Source organism: Conexibacter woesei DSM 14684 (assembly GCF_000025265.1).
GTDB classification, from domain to species: Bacteria; Actinomycetota; Thermoleophilia; order Solirubrobacterales; family Solirubrobacteraceae; genus Conexibacter; species Conexibacter woesei.
The window spans coordinates 130,292-143,995 of sequence record NC_013739.1 but is presented as its reverse complement, the minus strand read 5'-3'; the positions used below and the strand labels follow the sequence as shown (position 1 = coordinate 143,995).

Annotated in this window: 15 protein-coding genes; 6 read left to right on the top strand and 9 right to left on the bottom strand. The window is 72.9% G+C overall.

The window, feature by feature from the left end:
- Positions 1-26: 26 nt before the first annotated feature.
- Positions 27-299: a LapA family protein gene (locus CWOE_RS00725; protein WP_012931632.1), complete on the top strand. Its 273-nt coding sequence runs from the start codon at positions 27-29 to the stop codon at positions 297-299.
- A 21-nt stretch (positions 300-320) separates the two neighbouring features.
- On the opposite strand, the gene CWOE_RS32380 is transcribed toward CWOE_RS00725, so the two are convergent.
- Together CWOE_RS32380 and CWOE_RS32375 are read right to left on the bottom strand one after the other, a co-directional pair.
- Positions 321-731, bottom strand: coding sequence for a PIN domain-containing protein (locus CWOE_RS32380; RefSeq protein ID WP_012931631.1), 411 nt, complete (start codon positions 729-731; stop codon positions 321-323).
- Entirely contained in the window at positions 728-997 is a 270-nt protein-coding gene (locus CWOE_RS32375; RefSeq protein ID WP_012931630.1) for a type II toxin-antitoxin system HicB family antitoxin, read from the bottom strand. The genes CWOE_RS32380 and CWOE_RS32375 overlap by 4 nt, the downstream gene beginning before the upstream one ends.
- A 95-nt stretch (positions 998-1,092) precedes the next feature.
- Here CWOE_RS32375 and arfB point away from each other — a divergent pair, with 95 nt between their 5' ends.
- The 4 genes from arfB to CWOE_RS00695 all read left to right on the top strand — a co-directional run bounded on the left by arfB (position 1,093) and on the right by CWOE_RS00695 (position 5,431).
- The gene (gene arfB / locus CWOE_RS00710) at positions 1,093-1,506 is read left to right on the top strand and encodes an alternative ribosome rescue aminoacyl-tRNA hydrolase ArfB (protein WP_041730001.1); all 414 of its coding nucleotides are present in this window, start codon (positions 1,093-1,095) and stop codon (positions 1,504-1,506) included.
- 26 nt (positions 1,507-1,532) lie between these two features.
- Entirely contained in the window at positions 1,533-2,714 is a 1,182-nt protein-coding gene (locus CWOE_RS00705; protein WP_012931628.1) for a winged helix DNA-binding domain-containing protein, read from the top strand.
- Positions 2,715-2,723: 9 nt separating this feature from the next.
- Positions 2,724-3,077: a DoxX family protein gene (locus CWOE_RS00700; protein ID WP_012931627.1), complete on the top strand. Its 354-nt coding sequence runs from the start codon at positions 2,724-2,726 to the stop codon at positions 3,075-3,077.
- 62 nt (positions 3,078-3,139) lie between these two features.
- Positions 3,140-5,431, top strand: coding sequence for a putative bifunctional diguanylate cyclase/phosphodiesterase (locus tag CWOE_RS00695; protein ID WP_012931626.1), 2,292 nt, complete (start codon positions 3,140-3,142; stop codon positions 5,429-5,431).
- 3 nt (positions 5,432-5,434) lie between these two features.
- On the opposite strand, the gene CWOE_RS00690 is transcribed toward CWOE_RS00695, so the two are convergent.
- On the bottom strand, positions 5,435-6,385 hold the full coding sequence (locus CWOE_RS00690; protein ID WP_012931625.1) for a polysaccharide deacetylase family protein: 951 nt from the start codon (positions 6,383-6,385) through the stop codon (positions 5,435-5,437).
- A gap of 46 nt (positions 6,386-6,431) precedes the next feature.
- Between CWOE_RS00690 and CWOE_RS00685 the strand changes: the two genes are divergently transcribed.
- The gene (locus CWOE_RS00685) at positions 6,432-7,052 is read left to right on the top strand and encodes a protein-L-isoaspartate(D-aspartate) O-methyltransferase (RefSeq protein WP_012931624.1); all 621 of its coding nucleotides are present in this window, start codon (positions 6,432-6,434) and stop codon (positions 7,050-7,052) included.
- Between the two features lie 4 nt (positions 7,053-7,056).
- Here CWOE_RS00685 and CWOE_RS00680 read toward each other — a convergent pair whose 3' ends face one another.
- The 6 genes from CWOE_RS00680 to CWOE_RS00655 form a co-directional block, all read right to left on the bottom strand.
- The gene (locus tag CWOE_RS00680) at positions 7,057-8,064 is read right to left on the bottom strand and encodes an ABC transporter ATP-binding protein (RefSeq protein ID WP_012931623.1); all 1,008 of its coding nucleotides are present in this window, start codon (positions 8,062-8,064) and stop codon (positions 7,057-7,059) included.
- Positions 8,061-9,047 carry an ABC transporter ATP-binding protein gene (locus CWOE_RS00675; RefSeq protein ID WP_012931622.1) on the bottom strand — a complete coding sequence of 329 codons (987 nt, stop codon included), beginning with the start codon at positions 9,045-9,047 and terminating at the stop codon, positions 8,061-8,063. Before CWOE_RS00675 ends, CWOE_RS00680 begins: the two co-directional genes overlap by 4 nt.
- On the bottom strand, positions 9,044-9,946 hold the full coding sequence (locus CWOE_RS00670) for an ABC transporter permease (protein WP_012931621.1): 903 nt from the start codon (positions 9,944-9,946) through the stop codon (positions 9,044-9,046). Before CWOE_RS00670 ends, CWOE_RS00675 begins: the two co-directional genes overlap by 4 nt.
- Positions 9,943-10,893 (bottom strand): ABC transporter permease, encoded by a 951-nt coding sequence (locus CWOE_RS00665; protein ID WP_012931620.1) that lies wholly within the window; start codon positions 10,891-10,893, stop codon positions 9,943-9,945. The genes CWOE_RS00670 and CWOE_RS00665 overlap by 4 nt, the downstream gene beginning before the upstream one ends.
- A 1-nt stretch (position 10,894) precedes the next feature.
- A complete protein-coding gene (locus tag CWOE_RS00660; RefSeq protein WP_081425190.1) occupies positions 10,895-12,529 on the bottom strand; it encodes an ABC transporter substrate-binding protein in 1,635 nt (544 codons plus the stop codon).
- 130 nt (positions 12,530-12,659) lie between these two features.
- Entirely contained in the window at positions 12,660-13,658 is a 999-nt protein-coding gene (locus CWOE_RS00655; RefSeq protein ID WP_012931618.1) for a LacI family DNA-binding transcriptional regulator, read from the bottom strand.
- Between the last annotated feature and the right edge of the window lie 46 nt (positions 13,659-13,704).

Below are 13,704 nucleotides of genomic sequence, written 5' to 3'. Positions count from 1 at the left end.
TCGGCCCGGTCGGGGATGATCCGACCATGGCCACTCCTTCAGCACACGATCACGACGCATCCGCGGCGACGCAGCGCTCCAGCAGAGACAGAGCGCGCCTCGTCGCGGTCGCGATCCTCTCCGTCGCGGCCGCGGCCTTCGCGCTCTTCAACCTCGATGAGGTGAAGGTCAACCTGATACTCGGCTCGGTGCAGATGCCGCTGTTCATCGTGATCGTCGCGTGCCTGCTGATCGGCGCCGCGATCGGCGCGTTCCTCACACGCCGCGGCGCGAAGGCCGGCAAGACCAGCAGAGCCTGACGCGAGCCGCCGGCGCGCCGCTCAGCCGGCGGCGTCGGCCAGGCCCCGCGCGATGCCGGGCGCGGCGGCGACGATGCCCGCGTCCGCAGTGATCAGCTCGATCCCCGCCGCCTCGGCGACCGCGACGTACGCGGCGTCGTATGCGCTCAGCCCTGCCGCCGTCCAGCGCGCGACCTCGGCGAGCGGCGGCTCGACGAGGTCGAAGCGCAGCGCGCCGAACCACGTCGCAAGCTCGATCAGCGCCGCCGCGTCGACCCGCCACTTGCGCCCGACGACGTTCAGCACCTCGTACGGGAGCAGCGCCGGCGCGGTCACGCGCAGCTCGCCCGCGTCGTGAGCGGCGCGCAGGAAGGCCGCGGCAGGTTCACGCGGCTCTTCCTCCGGGCGCAGCCACTTCAACACGACGTTCGCGTCCAGCACCGCCTCGGTCACCCGAGCTGGTCCAGTCGCTCGTCGCGGGTTCTGCGCAGCAGGCTCGTCGTGTCCTCGTCGCTTCGCACGTCGAGGCCGGCGACGAGATCCTGCATCCGCCGCAGCGCCGCTCTCACCTGAGGGTCGGCGCCGGGGCCGAGCTGGGCGTCGAGGTCGCGGCGCGCCAGCTCCGACAGGTAGCCGCTGCGCGTCAGGCCGCGCTCGCGCACCGTGCGATCGATGCGCTTGAGGAGGGGGTCTTCGATCGTCACGAGCACCTTTGCCATGCAACCATGATATCCCGGATATCTCCAGCGATCAAGCGCCGATTGGCACAGGTTCTGCTGGATGGCGTCACAGAGCGCGACGATACGGTGCAGGAGTGGACGATCCGATGCCGATCACGCGCGACGTCGCGCTCCCGCTCACGGAGGTGACGCTGCGCGCCAGCCGCTCGTCGGGGCCGGGCGGCCAACACGCGAACGTGACCGCCTCGCGGATCGAGGCGGTCTTCGACGTCGCCGCCTCGCGCACGCTGCAGCCGTGGCAGAAGGAGCGCGTCCGCGCCCGCTACGGGCCGCGCGTGACCGCCGTCGCGCAGGACGCGCGCAGCCAGGCGCTGAACCGCGAGCTGGCGCTCGAGCGACTGCGCGACCGGCTCGCCGGCGCGCTCGCGGTGCCGCGCCACCGCACGCCGACGAAACCGTCGAAGGCGTCGAGAAGACGCCGCGTCGAGGCGAAGAAGCGCCGCTCCGAGCACAAGCGCGGGCGGCAGAAGCCGCGCCACGACGACTGACCGCAGCGGCGCCTATCGTCCTGTCGATGGCCGCCAGATCACGCAGGGGAACGAGACTGGAGCCCGTCGCCGAGCTGACCTGGGACCAGGTCCTGGGACTGCGGCTCCAGCGCCAGCGACTCGACGTCCGCGCCCCGCACGCCGAGCGGCTCGTGGTCGCCGGGGCGCTCTGCGGCCTGCACGCTCAGCTGATGTCGAGCGCCGAGCTGACGCTGTGGGCGCGCGTCGAGCAGCTCCGTTCCGACGACGTCGCCACGGCGTTGTGGGAGGAGCGTGCGCTCGTGAAGACGTGGGCGGCGCGCGGCACGCTCCACCTGCTGCCGAGCGCCGACTACGGCAGCTGGACGGGCGCGCTGACCGCGCGCGCTCCGCGTGCCTACCTCAACGCCAGCCGCCTGCGCTACTTCGGCCTGACCGAGGAGGAGCTGCTGCGGATCGCCGCCGAGATCGACGCGACGCTCGCCGACGGCCGGCTGCTGACGCGCACGGAGCTGGCCGCGGAGGTGCAGCGGCGCACCGGCTCGCAGGCGCTCGGTGACCGGCTGCGCGACAACTGGGGCTCGACGCTCAAGTACCCGGCCGCCGTCGGCGCCCTCTGCTTCGGTCCGAGCGACGGCCAGAACGTGCGCTTCGCGCATCCCGCCGCGTGGCTGGGAGCGTGGAGGGCGGACGACGGCGAGGCGGCGCTCGCGGACGCCGCGCGCCGCTGGCTCGCCGTCGCCGGGCCGTTGACGCGCGAGGAGCTGGCGCGCTGGTGGGGCGTCGCGCCGGCAGACGGAAGACGGATGCTGCGGCTGCTCGGCGACGAGGTCGTGCCGGTCACCGTCGAGGGGACCGAGCGCTGGCTGCTCGCCGCCGACGTCGAGCCGGCACAGCGGTCGGCGGCGAAGGGGAGCGGCGGCGTGCGGCTGCTGCCCGGCTTCGACCAGTACACGATCGCCGCGACGCTCCACGCCGACCAGCTGCTGCCGGCCGGCGCGAGAGCGCGCGTCTACCGGCCGCAGGGATGGATCTCGCCAGTGCTGCTCGTCGAGGGACGGATGGCCGGCGTCTGGAGACACGAGCGCAGAGGCACGGCGCTGCGCGTCGGGATCGAGCCGTTCGGCAGACTGCCGCGCGCGGCAAGAGCGGCGGCCGCGAGCGAGGTGGAGCTGCTCGCGCGGTTCCTCGGCGGCGAGGCGGCGCTCGACTGGGGGCCGCTGGGCTAGGGTCGGCCGATGCCGATTCGACGCCTGTTCGGTCCCTTCTTCGTCGTCGCGGGGATCCTCCACTTCGTCAAGCCGCGGATCTACGAGGCGATCATGCCGGACTGGCTGCCGGCCCACCGCGAGCTGGTCTACGCCAGCGGCGTCGCCGAGATCGCGGCCGGCGCCGCGCTGCTGCACCCGCGCACCCGCCGCCTCGGCGGACTGCTGAGCGTCGCGACGCTCGTCGCGGTCTTCCCGGCGAACGTGCACATGTGCTTGCACGCGGAGCGCTACAGACTGCCCGGCGGCCGCGCGGGGCTGATCGCGCGCCTGCCGTTGCAGGGACTGCTGATCGCATGGGCGCGCGCCGCCGCGCGCGGGTGACACGCGGTCACCGTGAAACCCCGGCGGCTCAATAAGGTGACGTTCTAACCGATACTCAGGACATGGCTTCGTCGGCGCCGGTCGCCGGCGGACACGCGCGCGACGCGGTCCGCCGGGCGCTCGCTTGGTTCCCCAGCGGCCGCTCGCTGCCCGACGCCGTCTGGGAGCGTCGCCATCGCGGCCTGCTGATCCTGCTGTGGGCGCACGTGCCCGCGCTGTTCGTGTTCGCGCTCGCCACCGGCAACCCGCTGCAGCACGCGCTGCTGGAGGTCGTCCCGATCGCCCTCTGCGCGCTGGTCGGGCAGCGCGAGCAGCTCGGCCGGCGGGGGCGTGCCGCGGCCGTCACGATAGGGCTGCTGACCTGCTCGGCCGTGCTCGTGCACCTGTGGGACGGCACGATCGAGGCGCACTTCCACTACTTCGTGATGGTCGTCGCGCTGGCCGCCTACGAGGAGTGGTTCCCGTACCTGCTGGCGTTCGGCTACGTCGTCCTGCAGCACGGCCTGATGGGGATGATGGAGCCCGACTCCGTCTACGCGCACGGGACCGACGACGACCGCAGCCCGTGGTTCTGGGCCGCGATCCACGGTGGCTTCATCGCCGCGCTCGGCTTCGCCAGCATGGTGACGTGGCGTGCGAACGAATCCGTCCGCGCGCACCTCGCCGCCAGCGAGCAGCGCTTCCACCGCGCCTTCGACGACGCGCCGATCGGCATGGCGCTGATCGGCCTCGACGGCCGCTTCCGCGAGGTCAACCGCTCGCTCGCGAGCCTGACCGGCTACGGCGCGGGGAAGCTCGTGCAGCTGCGGCTGTGGGACCTCAGCCCCGCCGACGTGCGCGCCGAGGACCATGCCGCGTGGCCGCCGAGCGCCGGCATGGAGGCCGTCGAGCAGCGCTTCCAGCGCGCCGACGGGACGATCGGCTGGGGCCTGTGGCGCTACTCGCTCGTGCAGGACGAGAGCGGGATCGCATCGCACTGGGTCGTGCAGCTGCTCGACGTCACGTCGCGCAAGCAGTTCGAGCAGCAGCTCGCCCACCAGGCCCACCACGACCCGCTGACCGGCCTGCCGAATCGCGCGCTGCTGACCAAGCGGCTGCAGGAGGCGCTCGACCTCGCCCGCGAGCACGACAGCGGCGTCGCGGTGATCTTCGTCGACCTCGACAACTTCAAGGTCATCAACGACTCGCTCGGACACGACGCCGGCGACCGGCTGCTGCGCAACGTCTCCGAGCGGCTGCGGCGCGTGCTGCGCCCCGAGGACCTGCTCGCCCGCTTCGGCGGCGACGAGCTGGCCGTCTGCCTCGAGCGCGTCGCCGACACCGAGCCGGCGAACCGTATCGCCGACCGGATGGCGACCGCGCTGCGGGCGCCGTTCGTGCTCGACGGCGAGCAGCGGTTCGTGACCGCCAGCTTCGGCATCGCGCTCGCGCGACCCGAGGATCCCGACCGCTCGCCCGACACGCTGCTGCGCGACGCCGACGCGGCGATGTACCGCGCGAAGGAGCGCGGCAAGGCCCGCACGGAGATCTTCGACGCGTCGATGCGCCGGCGCGCGGTCGACCGGCTGGAGCTGGAGAGCGGCCTGCGGGAGGCGCTCGCGCGCAACCAGCTGCGCGTCGTCTACCAGCCCGAGGTCTCGCTCGAGAGCGGCCGGATCGTCGCGGTCGAGGCGCTGCTGCGGTGGGAGCACCCGCAGCACGGTCCGATCTCGCCGGCGCGCTTCATCCCGATCGCCGAGCAGAGCGGCCTGATCGTCCCGATCGGCGCGTGGGTGCTGCGCGAGGCGTGCCGGCAGGCCGCGCACTGGAACGCCGAGAGCGGCGGCGACGGCGTCGTCGTCGCGGTCAACCTGTCGGTCCGCCAGCTCGGCGCCTCAGATCTGGAGGCGACGGTGCGCGGGGCGATCGACGGCGCGCGCCTGCCCGCCGACCGGCTCTGCCTGGAGATCACCGAGAGCGCGGTGATGGCCGATCCAGCAGCGGCGATCGAGTCGCTGCAGACGCTCAAGCGGGTCGGCGTGAAGCTCGCGATCGACGACTTCGGCGTCGGCTACTCGTCGCTCAGCCACCTGCGCGAGCTGCTGCCGATCGACGTGTTGAAGATCGACAGATCGTTCATCGATGGGGTCGTCCTGCGCGAGGAGGACCGCGCGATCGTGACGGCGATCGTCCAGCTCGCGCGATCGCTCGGCGTCGACGCCGTCGCGGAGGGCGTCGAGACGTCCGACCAGGCGGCGGCGCTGCGGGCGATGCACTGCCCGATCGCGCAGGGCTTCCACTTCGCGAGACCGCAGCCGCCGGCCGACGTCGCCCAGCTGCTCGGCGTGCACGCGCTCGGCGAGCTGCTCGGCTGAGCGCTACGCGCCGAGGTCGGCGAGCTGCGAGACGAGCGAGGCGCCCGAGACGCCGCTGTTGACGCGCACGCGGTTGAGCGCGAACGGCGAGCCGGCGTCCGGCTGCGCGAGCCCGGGCTCGACCGTCGTGGCGGCGAGGTAGCCCGCTCTCTCGACGGCTGCGATCACCGTGTCGTCGTATCTGCCGGCGGGGTAGCAGAAGAAGTTGACCGGGACGCCGAAGCGGCGCTGCAGCTCGGCGCGCGACTCCGCGACCTCGCGTGCGAGCGTCGCCGCGTCGACGGTCGTCAGGTCGGGGTGGTCGATCGTGTGGGAGTCGATCTCCCAGCCGTCGGCGATCAGCTCCTTCACCTGCCCGTCGGTGAGGCCGTACTCGGGCTCGGAGAGGTTGCCGACCTTGAGGTTGAGGACCGCCGGCCAGCCGAGTCTTCTCAGCACCGGGCGGGCGTTGAGGTAGTTGGAGCGGTAGCCGTCGTCGATCGAGACGACGACCGCTCTGGCCGGCAGCGGTCCGCCTCTGTGCCACGCGTCCCACAGCTCCTGCTGCGTGACGGCGACGTAGCCCGCCTGCTTCAGCGCCTGCATCTGGTCGGCGAACTCGGACGCTCTGACGTAGAGGTCGGGGAACGGCGCGTTCGCGGGCGGGTCGGTCGTGACGTGGTACATCAGGATCGGGACCGGGCGCGGCGGCCCCGGTCTGCCCATGTCGCGCCCGGCGGTCGGGGAGGCGGCGGCGCCCGCGGCGCTCCCGCCGCCTGCTCTGCCGCCGTCGCCGCGCGCTCTGGCGCCGGTCGTCTTCGCCGCGGCGCCGGCGTCTGCGCGCGCGGACGCCGGATCGTCATCACCGCCGCCGGCGACCGTGACGACGAGCGCGACGACGACCGCCAGCGCGGCGACGAGCACGAGCAGCGCCATGACGCGCCGGCGCACGATGTTCGGCGGGACCCCTGACATCCGAGAGAGAGCATGGTGCCAGACGCGGACGGGAAGACACCGGTCCATGGATCCGGCAGCCGAGCTGGCGCGATCGCTGCGCAGCGTCGTCGCCGACGCGCGCGTGCTCGCCGCGATCGCGGCGGTGCCGCGCGAGCTGTTCGTGCCCGAGGCGCTGCGCGAGCGCGCCTACGACAACGTCGCGCTGCCGATCGGCCAGGGGCAGACGATCTCTCAGCCGCTCGTCGTCGCGCGGATGCTGGAGGTGCTCGACCTCGGACCAGACGACGACGTGCTCGACGTCGGCACCGGCTCCGGGTACCACGCGGCGCTGCTGGCCCGGCTCGTGCGGCACGTCTGGACGATCGAGCGGCACCGCCGGCTGAGCGCCGCCGCGGAGGGCAACCTGCGCGCGGCGGGCGTCGAGAACGTGACCGTGCTCGTCGGCGACGGCTCGCGCGGGCTCGACGAGCAGGCGCCGTTCGACGCGATCAACGTCGCGGCGGCGGCGTGGCCGCAGGTGCCGGCGGCGCTCGAACGCCAGCTCGCACGCGGCGGCCGGCTCGTCGCGCCGGTCGGCGCGAGCGGCCAGCAGCTCGTGCTGGTGGAGCGCGGCGCCGACGGCGAGCTGCGCCGCACGGCGCTGGAAGCGGTCCGCTTCGTGCCGCTGATCGAGGGCGAGCCCTAGGGTCCTAGACGGCCTCGGCGAAGTGACAGGCGGCGAGGTGGCCGTCGCCGTGGGTCCGCAGCGGCGGCTCCTGCTCGGCGCAGATCGCCGCCGCCATCGGGCAGCGGGTGCGAAAGCGGCAGCCGGACGGCGGGTCGATCGGGTTCGGGACGTCGCCGGTCAGCGCGGTGCGTTCGCGGCGGGCGCCGACGCGCGCCTGCGGCACCGCCGACAGCAGTGCCCGCGTGTAGGGGTGGCGGGGAGCGGAGATCAGCGCCTGCGCCGGCCCCAGCTCGACGATCTTGCCGAGGTACATCACCGCGATCCGATCGCTGACGTAGCCGACGACGGCGAGGTCGTGCGCGACGAAGACGTACGTCAGGTCCAGCTCGCGCTTGAGCCGGACGAACAGGTTCAGCACCTGCGACTGGACCGAGACGTCGAGCGCCGAGACCGGCTCGTCCGCGACGACGAAGCGCGCGCCGACCGCCAGTGCGCGGGCGATCACGATCCGCTGCCGCTGGCCGCCGGAGAACTCGTGCGGATAGCGGTCGACGGCGTCGCTGCCGAGGCCGACCCGCTCCAGCATCTCGACGACCAGCTCGCGGCGCGAGGCGCGCGTCCCGATGCGGTTGCTCGCCAATCCCTCGGCGACGATCGCGCCGACCTTCATGCGCGGGTTGAGCGAGCCGACCGGATCCTGGAAGACGATCTGCATCTCGCGCGCGAGCGCACCGCGCCCGTCGCGGCCGCTGCCGTCGCCGCGCCCGCGGCCACGACGCGGCAGCCGCGCGACGTCGGTGCCGTCGAACTCGACGCTGCCGCCGGTCGGTCTCACCAGCCGCACGAGCGCACGACCGAGCGTCGACTTGCCGCAGCCGGACTCGCCGACGAGTCCGAGCGTCTCGCCGCGGCGGATCTCCAGCTCGACGCCGTCGACCGCGCGCACCTGCGCCGAGGAGCGCGACAGCACGCCGCCGCCGAGCGGGAAGTGCACCCGCAGGTCGCGGGCACGGACCAGGACGTCGCTCATCTGCGCTCCTCGGCGTCGGGGTCGCGCAGCCAGCAGCGCGCGAAGTGGGAGCCGCGCGCGAACGCGGGCGGGTCCTGCGCGCACGCGGCGTGGACGTGCTCGCAGCGGGCGGCGAAGCGGCAGCCGTCCGGCCAGCCGCCGGGGCTCGGGACCGTCCCGGGGATCGCGTAGAGCGGCTCGGCGTACGTCGAGCCGAGCACCGGGATCGCCCGCAGCAGCGCGGCGGTGTACGGGTGCTGCGGATCCTCGAAGACGGCCTTGACGTCGCCCTGCTCGACGATCTTGCCGGCGTACATGACGGCGACGCGATCGGCCGTCTCGGCGACGACGCCGAGGTCGTGGGTGATCAGCAGCACCGCCATCTCCAGCCGCTCGCGCAGCTCGCCGATCAGCTCCAGGATCTGCGCCTGGATCGTCACGTCGAGCGCGGTCGTCGGCTCGTCGGCGATCAGCAGCCGCGGACTGCAGCTCAGCGCGATCGCGATCATCACGCGCTGGCGCATCCCGCCGGACAGCTGGTGGGGATAGTCGCGCGCGCGCCGCTCCGGCGCCGGGATCCCGACGAGCCTCAGCAGCTCGACGGCGCGGCGGTCGGCGGCGGCCTTGTCCGCGTCGGAGTGCAGCAGCACCGACTCGGCGATCTGGTCGCCGATCCGCAGCACCGGGTTCAGCGAGCTCATCGGCTCCTGGAAGATCATCGCGACGTCGTTGCCGCGGACGCGCTGCCAGTCGCGCTCGGAGAGCGCGGCGAGGTCGCGGCCGCCGAAGTCGATCCGGCCCTCGACGCGCGCGGCGCCCGCGTCGAGCAGGCCCATCAGCGCGAGCGCGGTGACGCTCTTGCCGGAGCCCGACTCGCCGACGACGCACAGCGTCTCGCCGGCGCCGACGGTCAGGTCGACGCCGTCGACGACCTGCGTCCAGCCGCCGGCGGTGCGGAAGCGCACGTCGAGCCGCTCGACGGTCAGCAGCGTTCCGTCCGTCATCTCCGCCCTCGCAGCTTCGGGTCGAGGCCGTCGCGCAGCGCGTCGCCGAGGAGGTTGACCCCGAGGACGACGACCATGATCGCGAGGCCGGGGAAGATCGCCACCCAGGGGGAGACGAGCATGTACGTGCGCGCCGAGCTGAGCATCCCGCCCCACGACGGCTGCGGCGGCTGGGTGCCGAGCCCGAGGAAGCTCAGCGACGCCTCCGCGAGGATCGCCGTCCCCAGGTAGGTGCTCGCCATCACGACGAGGGGCGCCATCACGTTCGGCAGCAGGTGGCGGCGGATCGTCGTCGCGCTGGATGTGCCGAGCGCTCTCGCGGCCTCGATGTACGGCTGCGTCATGACCGACAGCGCGGCCGAGCGGACGACGCGCGCGAACGCCGGCGCGTAGGCGATCCCGATCGCCAGCATCGCGTTCGTGCGGCTGGGGCCGAGCAGGCCGGCGACGACGATCGCGAGGACGAGCGCGGGGAGCGCGAAGAGGACGTCGACGAAGCGCATCAGCGCGGTGTCGACCCAGCGTCCGTAGAAGGCGGCGACCAGGCCGATCAGCGAGCCCAGCAGCGCCGCGACGCCGACGGCCGAGAGGCCGACCTCGAGCGAGACGCGGGCGCCGTAGATGACGCGCGCGAGCGTGTCGCGGCCGAGCTCGTCGGTGCCCATCGGATGGGCCCACGACGGCGGCTGCAGACGGGCGGCGTCGGCGGCGTACGGATCGGTCGTCCAGATCCACGGTCCGGCGACCGCGACGAACACGGTCAGCAGCACGATCGACAGGCCAGCGATCGCGATCGGGGTGCGCAGCATCGGCGAGAGCCGGACGCGCCGGCGGGCGCTCGCGCCGGTCGCGCCGACCTCGACCTCGGCGGCGGTGGCGACGGTGGCGGGCGCGCTCATCGCAGCTCCACCCGCGGGTCGACCAGCGCGTAGAGCACGTCGGCGATCAGGTTCATCAGCACGAACGTCGCCGCCAACAGCAGCGTGACCGTCTGGATCACGGCGTAATCGCGGTTGAAGATCCCCTGCACGAGCAGGTTGCCGAGGCCCGGCAGCCCGAACACGACCTCGATCAGCGCGGTGCTCGCGAGCAGCACGCCGACCTCGAACGCCGAGACGGTGATGACCGGCAGCAGCGCGTTGCGCAGCGCATGTCGCACGACGACGGTGCGCGGCGCGGCGCCCTTCGCGCGGGCGGTCCGCACATAGTCCTCGCCGAGCACCTCGAGCATCGTCGCGCGCACCATCCGCATCACGAGCGCGAGCATGTAGACCGAGATGCAGAGCGCCGGCAGGATCAGCGCGGCGAGGTTCCCGAGCGGATCCTCGAACGGGCTGATGTACGTGCTCGACGGCACCCAGCCGAACGCCGAGGAGGTGACCAGCAGCATCAGCGTCGCGAGCCAGAAGCTCGGCAGCGAGACGCCGATCATGCCGATCGCGCGGCCCACGTAGTCGATCGCTCTGCCCGAGCGGACGGCGGACAGGACGCCGAGCGGGATCCCGACCAGCAGCGCTATCGCGACGCCGAGCAGGACGATCTCGAGCGTCATCGGCAGCGCGGTCGAGAGCAGGTTGGCGAGCGGCTCGCCGCTGCGCAGCGAGACGCCGAGGTCGCCGGTGACGAGGCCCTTGATCCAGTCGAAGTACTGGACCGGCAGCGGGTCGGCGAGACCGAGCGCCTCGCGCAGCGCGTCGCGCCCCTCGCTCGACCCCGCGACGGTGTCGCCCGAGCTGGCGTCGAGCACGTCGCCCGGCAGCAGCCGCACGAGCAGGAAGATCACGACCGAGACGCCGAGGAGCGTGAGCCCCAGCTGCGCGACGCGGCTGGCGAGGTAGCGCGCCACGTCAGCTCGCGGTCACGCGGGCGGTCGCCAGTCCGGGGTTGAAGTCGGTGTAGGCGACGTACATCCCGGAGACGCGCTTGGAGACGGCCTGGAACTTGTAGGGGTTGCAGAGCGGGACGTGCAGCGCCTCGGCCAGCGCGAGCCGCTGGACCTGCTCGTAGATCGGCCGCCGGTCGGCCTCGGCGATCGTCGTCGCGCCCTGTCTGATCAGCCTGCCGAGCTCGGGGTCGACGTCGGTCGCGCCGGGGAACCAGACGTCTCTGTACAGCGGCTGCGAGGGATCGAAGTCGCTGACGTAGCCGGCGACGTCACCGCGCATCCCGCGGTAGGTGAGGTGGAGGTCGAATCTGCCCTCGCCGTTGTTCTTCGCGAAGGCGGCCAGCTCGATCGGCCGGATCTTCAGCTCGACGCCGACGTCCGCGAGCTGCTGCTGCAGGATCTCGGCGGTCTTGACGAGGTCGGTCGTCGTCGAGGCGACCTCCAGCTCGATCGTGAAGCCGTCGCCGAAGCCGGCGGCAGCGAGCAGCGCTCTCGCTCTCTCGGGGTCGTGCGCGAGCAGATCGCTGCGCAGCTCCTCGTCGGCGAGCGGCCAGTCGCCGTAGCCGGGCGGGACGACGCCGGAGAACTCGGCGCTGCCGGCGTAGACGCGCTCGATCAGGTCCTGGCGGTCGATCGCGTGGTTGATCGCCTGTCGCACGCGCTTGTCGTGCCACGGCTTTCTCTCGCCGGTCTTGATCGTGAACTGCAGCTCGCGGTGCGCGGCGACGAGGCCCTTCAGCACCTCGACGTTCGGATCGGCGGCGAGCACCTCGGAGAGGTCGGGCGAGACCGAGCAGCCGTCGATATCGCCGGCGCGCAGCGCGGCGAGGCGACCCTGCTCGTCGGTCATCACGCGCAGCGTCATTCTGTCGACGCCGGGCATCGAGGACTGCCAGTAGTCCCTGTTGGCCTCGAACGTGACGCGGTCGTTCTGCTTGTAGCCGACGAGTCTGAACGGCCCGGTCCCGTTCGCCTCGGTGCGCGGGTCGATGTCGTCGTACATCCCCTCCGGCACGATCGAGGAGTGACGGCCCCAGGCGAGGAAGCCGGGCAGGCGCGCGTCCGGCCCGTCCATGCTGATGCGGACCGTTCTCTCGTCGACGGCGACGACGTCCTTGATCGCCGGCACGTGCACGGCCATGTCGGGCGTGCCGGGCGGCGGCGGTCTGCGCTGGAGGCCGATCGAGTACACGACGTCGCTCGCACGGACCGGTCTGCCGTCGTGGAATCTCGCGCCGTCGCGCAGGACGAACTCGTACGTCGTGTCGTCCGGCGAGCTGTAGGACGCGGCGAGCGCCGGCACGATTCTGAGGTCGCGGTCCCACGTCAGCAGCGACTCGTAGATCGGCTCGGTCGCCTCGCGCGTCGCGCCGAGCGTCGCACCGAACGGGACCATGAAGACGGGATCGGCGGCGAGGCCCCAGGTGATCTCGCCGCCGCGCTCGCCGGTCGCGGCGGCCTGGCTCGATCCCGCTCTGCTCGTCGACTCGCCTCCACCGCACGCGGAGAGGACTCCGCCGAGGCCGAGGAGGCCGACCGCCGCCCCGCCTCCTTGCAGCAGCTCCCGTCGGCTGGGCCGCAGGTCTCGCATTCGCATCTCCCTCGCTCTCCATGGCCGGCAGCACGGCCGGCCCAGACAACCTCTAGCGTAGATTATATAGCAAATGTTCTGAGTTGAAACCTCTCGGGCCGGAGCTGGACGTGGCGGGCAGGCGCTCGCCGTCGCGTCAGGCAGGCGGCGCGGTCGTCTCGCGCTTGACGAGGTGCGGCGGGAAGACCTCGCGCTGCGGCTCCTCGCCGCTCGTGCCCGGCCGCAGCCGCTCCATCAGCAGCTGCACCGCACGCCGCGCCATCTGCGCCATCGGCTGGCGGATCGTCGTCAGCGAGAAGGCCTCCCATCCGGCCATCGCGACGTCGTCGTAGCCGACGACCGCGAGGCGCTCGGGAACCGCGACGCCGAGCCGCTTCGCGGCGTCGAGCGCCCCGAAGGCGACGACGTCGCTCGCGCAGACGAGCGCGGTCGGCGGCTGCGGCAGGCGCAGCAGCTCGAGGCAGCCCTGATGGCCGGAGTGGTGCGAGAACGAGCCGCTGCGGCGGAGGCTGTCGTCGAGCGGGACGCCGTGCTGCGCGAGCGCTTGGCGCATGCCGCGCTCGCGATCGCGCGCCGTCGAGGTGTTGGCGGGGCCGGCGACGAGGCCGATGCGGCGGTGGCCGAGCGCGAGCAGGTGGTCTGCGGCGAGCGCGCCGCCGGCGACGTTGTCGGAGACGACGCAGTCGACGGCGGTGTCGTCGACGTCGCGGTTGAGCAGCACGACCGGCATCCCGAGCCGCGAGAGCTGACGCGCGAACTGCTCGTCGAGCAGCGCGGAGACGACGATCAGCCCGTCGACGGAGCGGCCGCGCAGCTGGCCGGCGAGGTCGTCGGCGCGCGGCTCGTTGAGCAGCACGGTCGCGTAGCCCTCCTGCCCCAGCTCGCCGTGGAGGACCTCGACGATCTCCGGATAGAACGGGTTCGTGATGTCGGCGACGACGACGCCGACGATCTGCGTGCGGCCGGTCGTGAGCGTGCGCGCCGCGGCGTCGGGGACGTAGCGGAGTCGTTCCGCCGCCTCGCGCACCCGTTCGCGCGTCGCGGGGGTGACGCGCGGATCGCCCCGCAGCGCGCGCGAGACGGTCGACTGCGACAGCCCGATCTCACGTGCGATGTCCCGACTCGTGACGGCCATGACTCAGGCGAGGCAGGATAGGCGACAGGCCCGCTCGCCAGTGCCG

What these genes read in the sequence shown, in the direction of transcription:
- CWOE_RS00670 (WP_012931621.1), bottom strand. Translation starts at nt 9,946, where the DNA reads ATGAGCGCGCCCGCCACCGTCGCCACCGCCGCCGAGGTCGAGGTCGGC.
- CWOE_RS00725 (WP_012931632.1), top strand. Translation starts at nt 27, where the DNA reads ATGGCCACTCCTTCAGCACACGATCACGACGCATCCGCGGCGACGCAG.
- CWOE_RS00700 (WP_012931627.1), top strand. Translation starts at nt 2,724, where the DNA reads ATGCCGATTCGACGCCTGTTCGGTCCCTTCTTCGTCGTCGCGGGGATC.
- CWOE_RS00680 (WP_012931623.1), bottom strand. Translation starts at nt 8,064, where the DNA reads ATGAGCGACGTCCTGGTCCGTGCCCGCGACCTGCGGGTGCACTTCCCG.
- CWOE_RS00675 (WP_012931622.1), bottom strand. Translation starts at nt 9,047, where the DNA reads ATGACGGACGGAACGCTGCTGACCGTCGAGCGGCTCGACGTGCGCTTC.
- CWOE_RS00705 (WP_012931628.1), top strand. Translation starts at nt 1,533, where the DNA reads ATGGCCGCCAGATCACGCAGGGGAACGAGACTGGAGCCCGTCGCCGAG.
- CWOE_RS00655 (WP_012931618.1), bottom strand. Translation starts at nt 13,658, where the DNA reads ATGGCCGTCACGAGTCGGGACATCGCACGTGAGATCGGGCTGTCGCAG.
- CWOE_RS00660 (WP_081425190.1), bottom strand. Translation starts at nt 12,529, where the DNA reads ATGCGAATGCGAGACCTGCGGCCCAGCCGACGGGAGCTGCTGCAAGGA.
- CWOE_RS32375 (WP_012931630.1), bottom strand. Translation starts at nt 997, where the DNA reads ATGGCAAAGGTGCTCGTGACGATCGAAGACCCCCTCCTCAAGCGCATC.
- CWOE_RS00695 (WP_012931626.1), top strand. Translation starts at nt 3,140, where the DNA reads ATGGCTTCGTCGGCGCCGGTCGCCGGCGGACACGCGCGCGACGCGGTC.
- CWOE_RS00690 (WP_012931625.1), bottom strand. Translation starts at nt 6,385, where the DNA reads ATGTCAGGGGTCCCGCCGAACATCGTGCGCCGGCGCGTCATGGCGCTG.
- CWOE_RS00685 (WP_012931624.1), top strand. Translation starts at nt 6,432, where the DNA reads ATGGATCCGGCAGCCGAGCTGGCGCGATCGCTGCGCAGCGTCGTCGCC.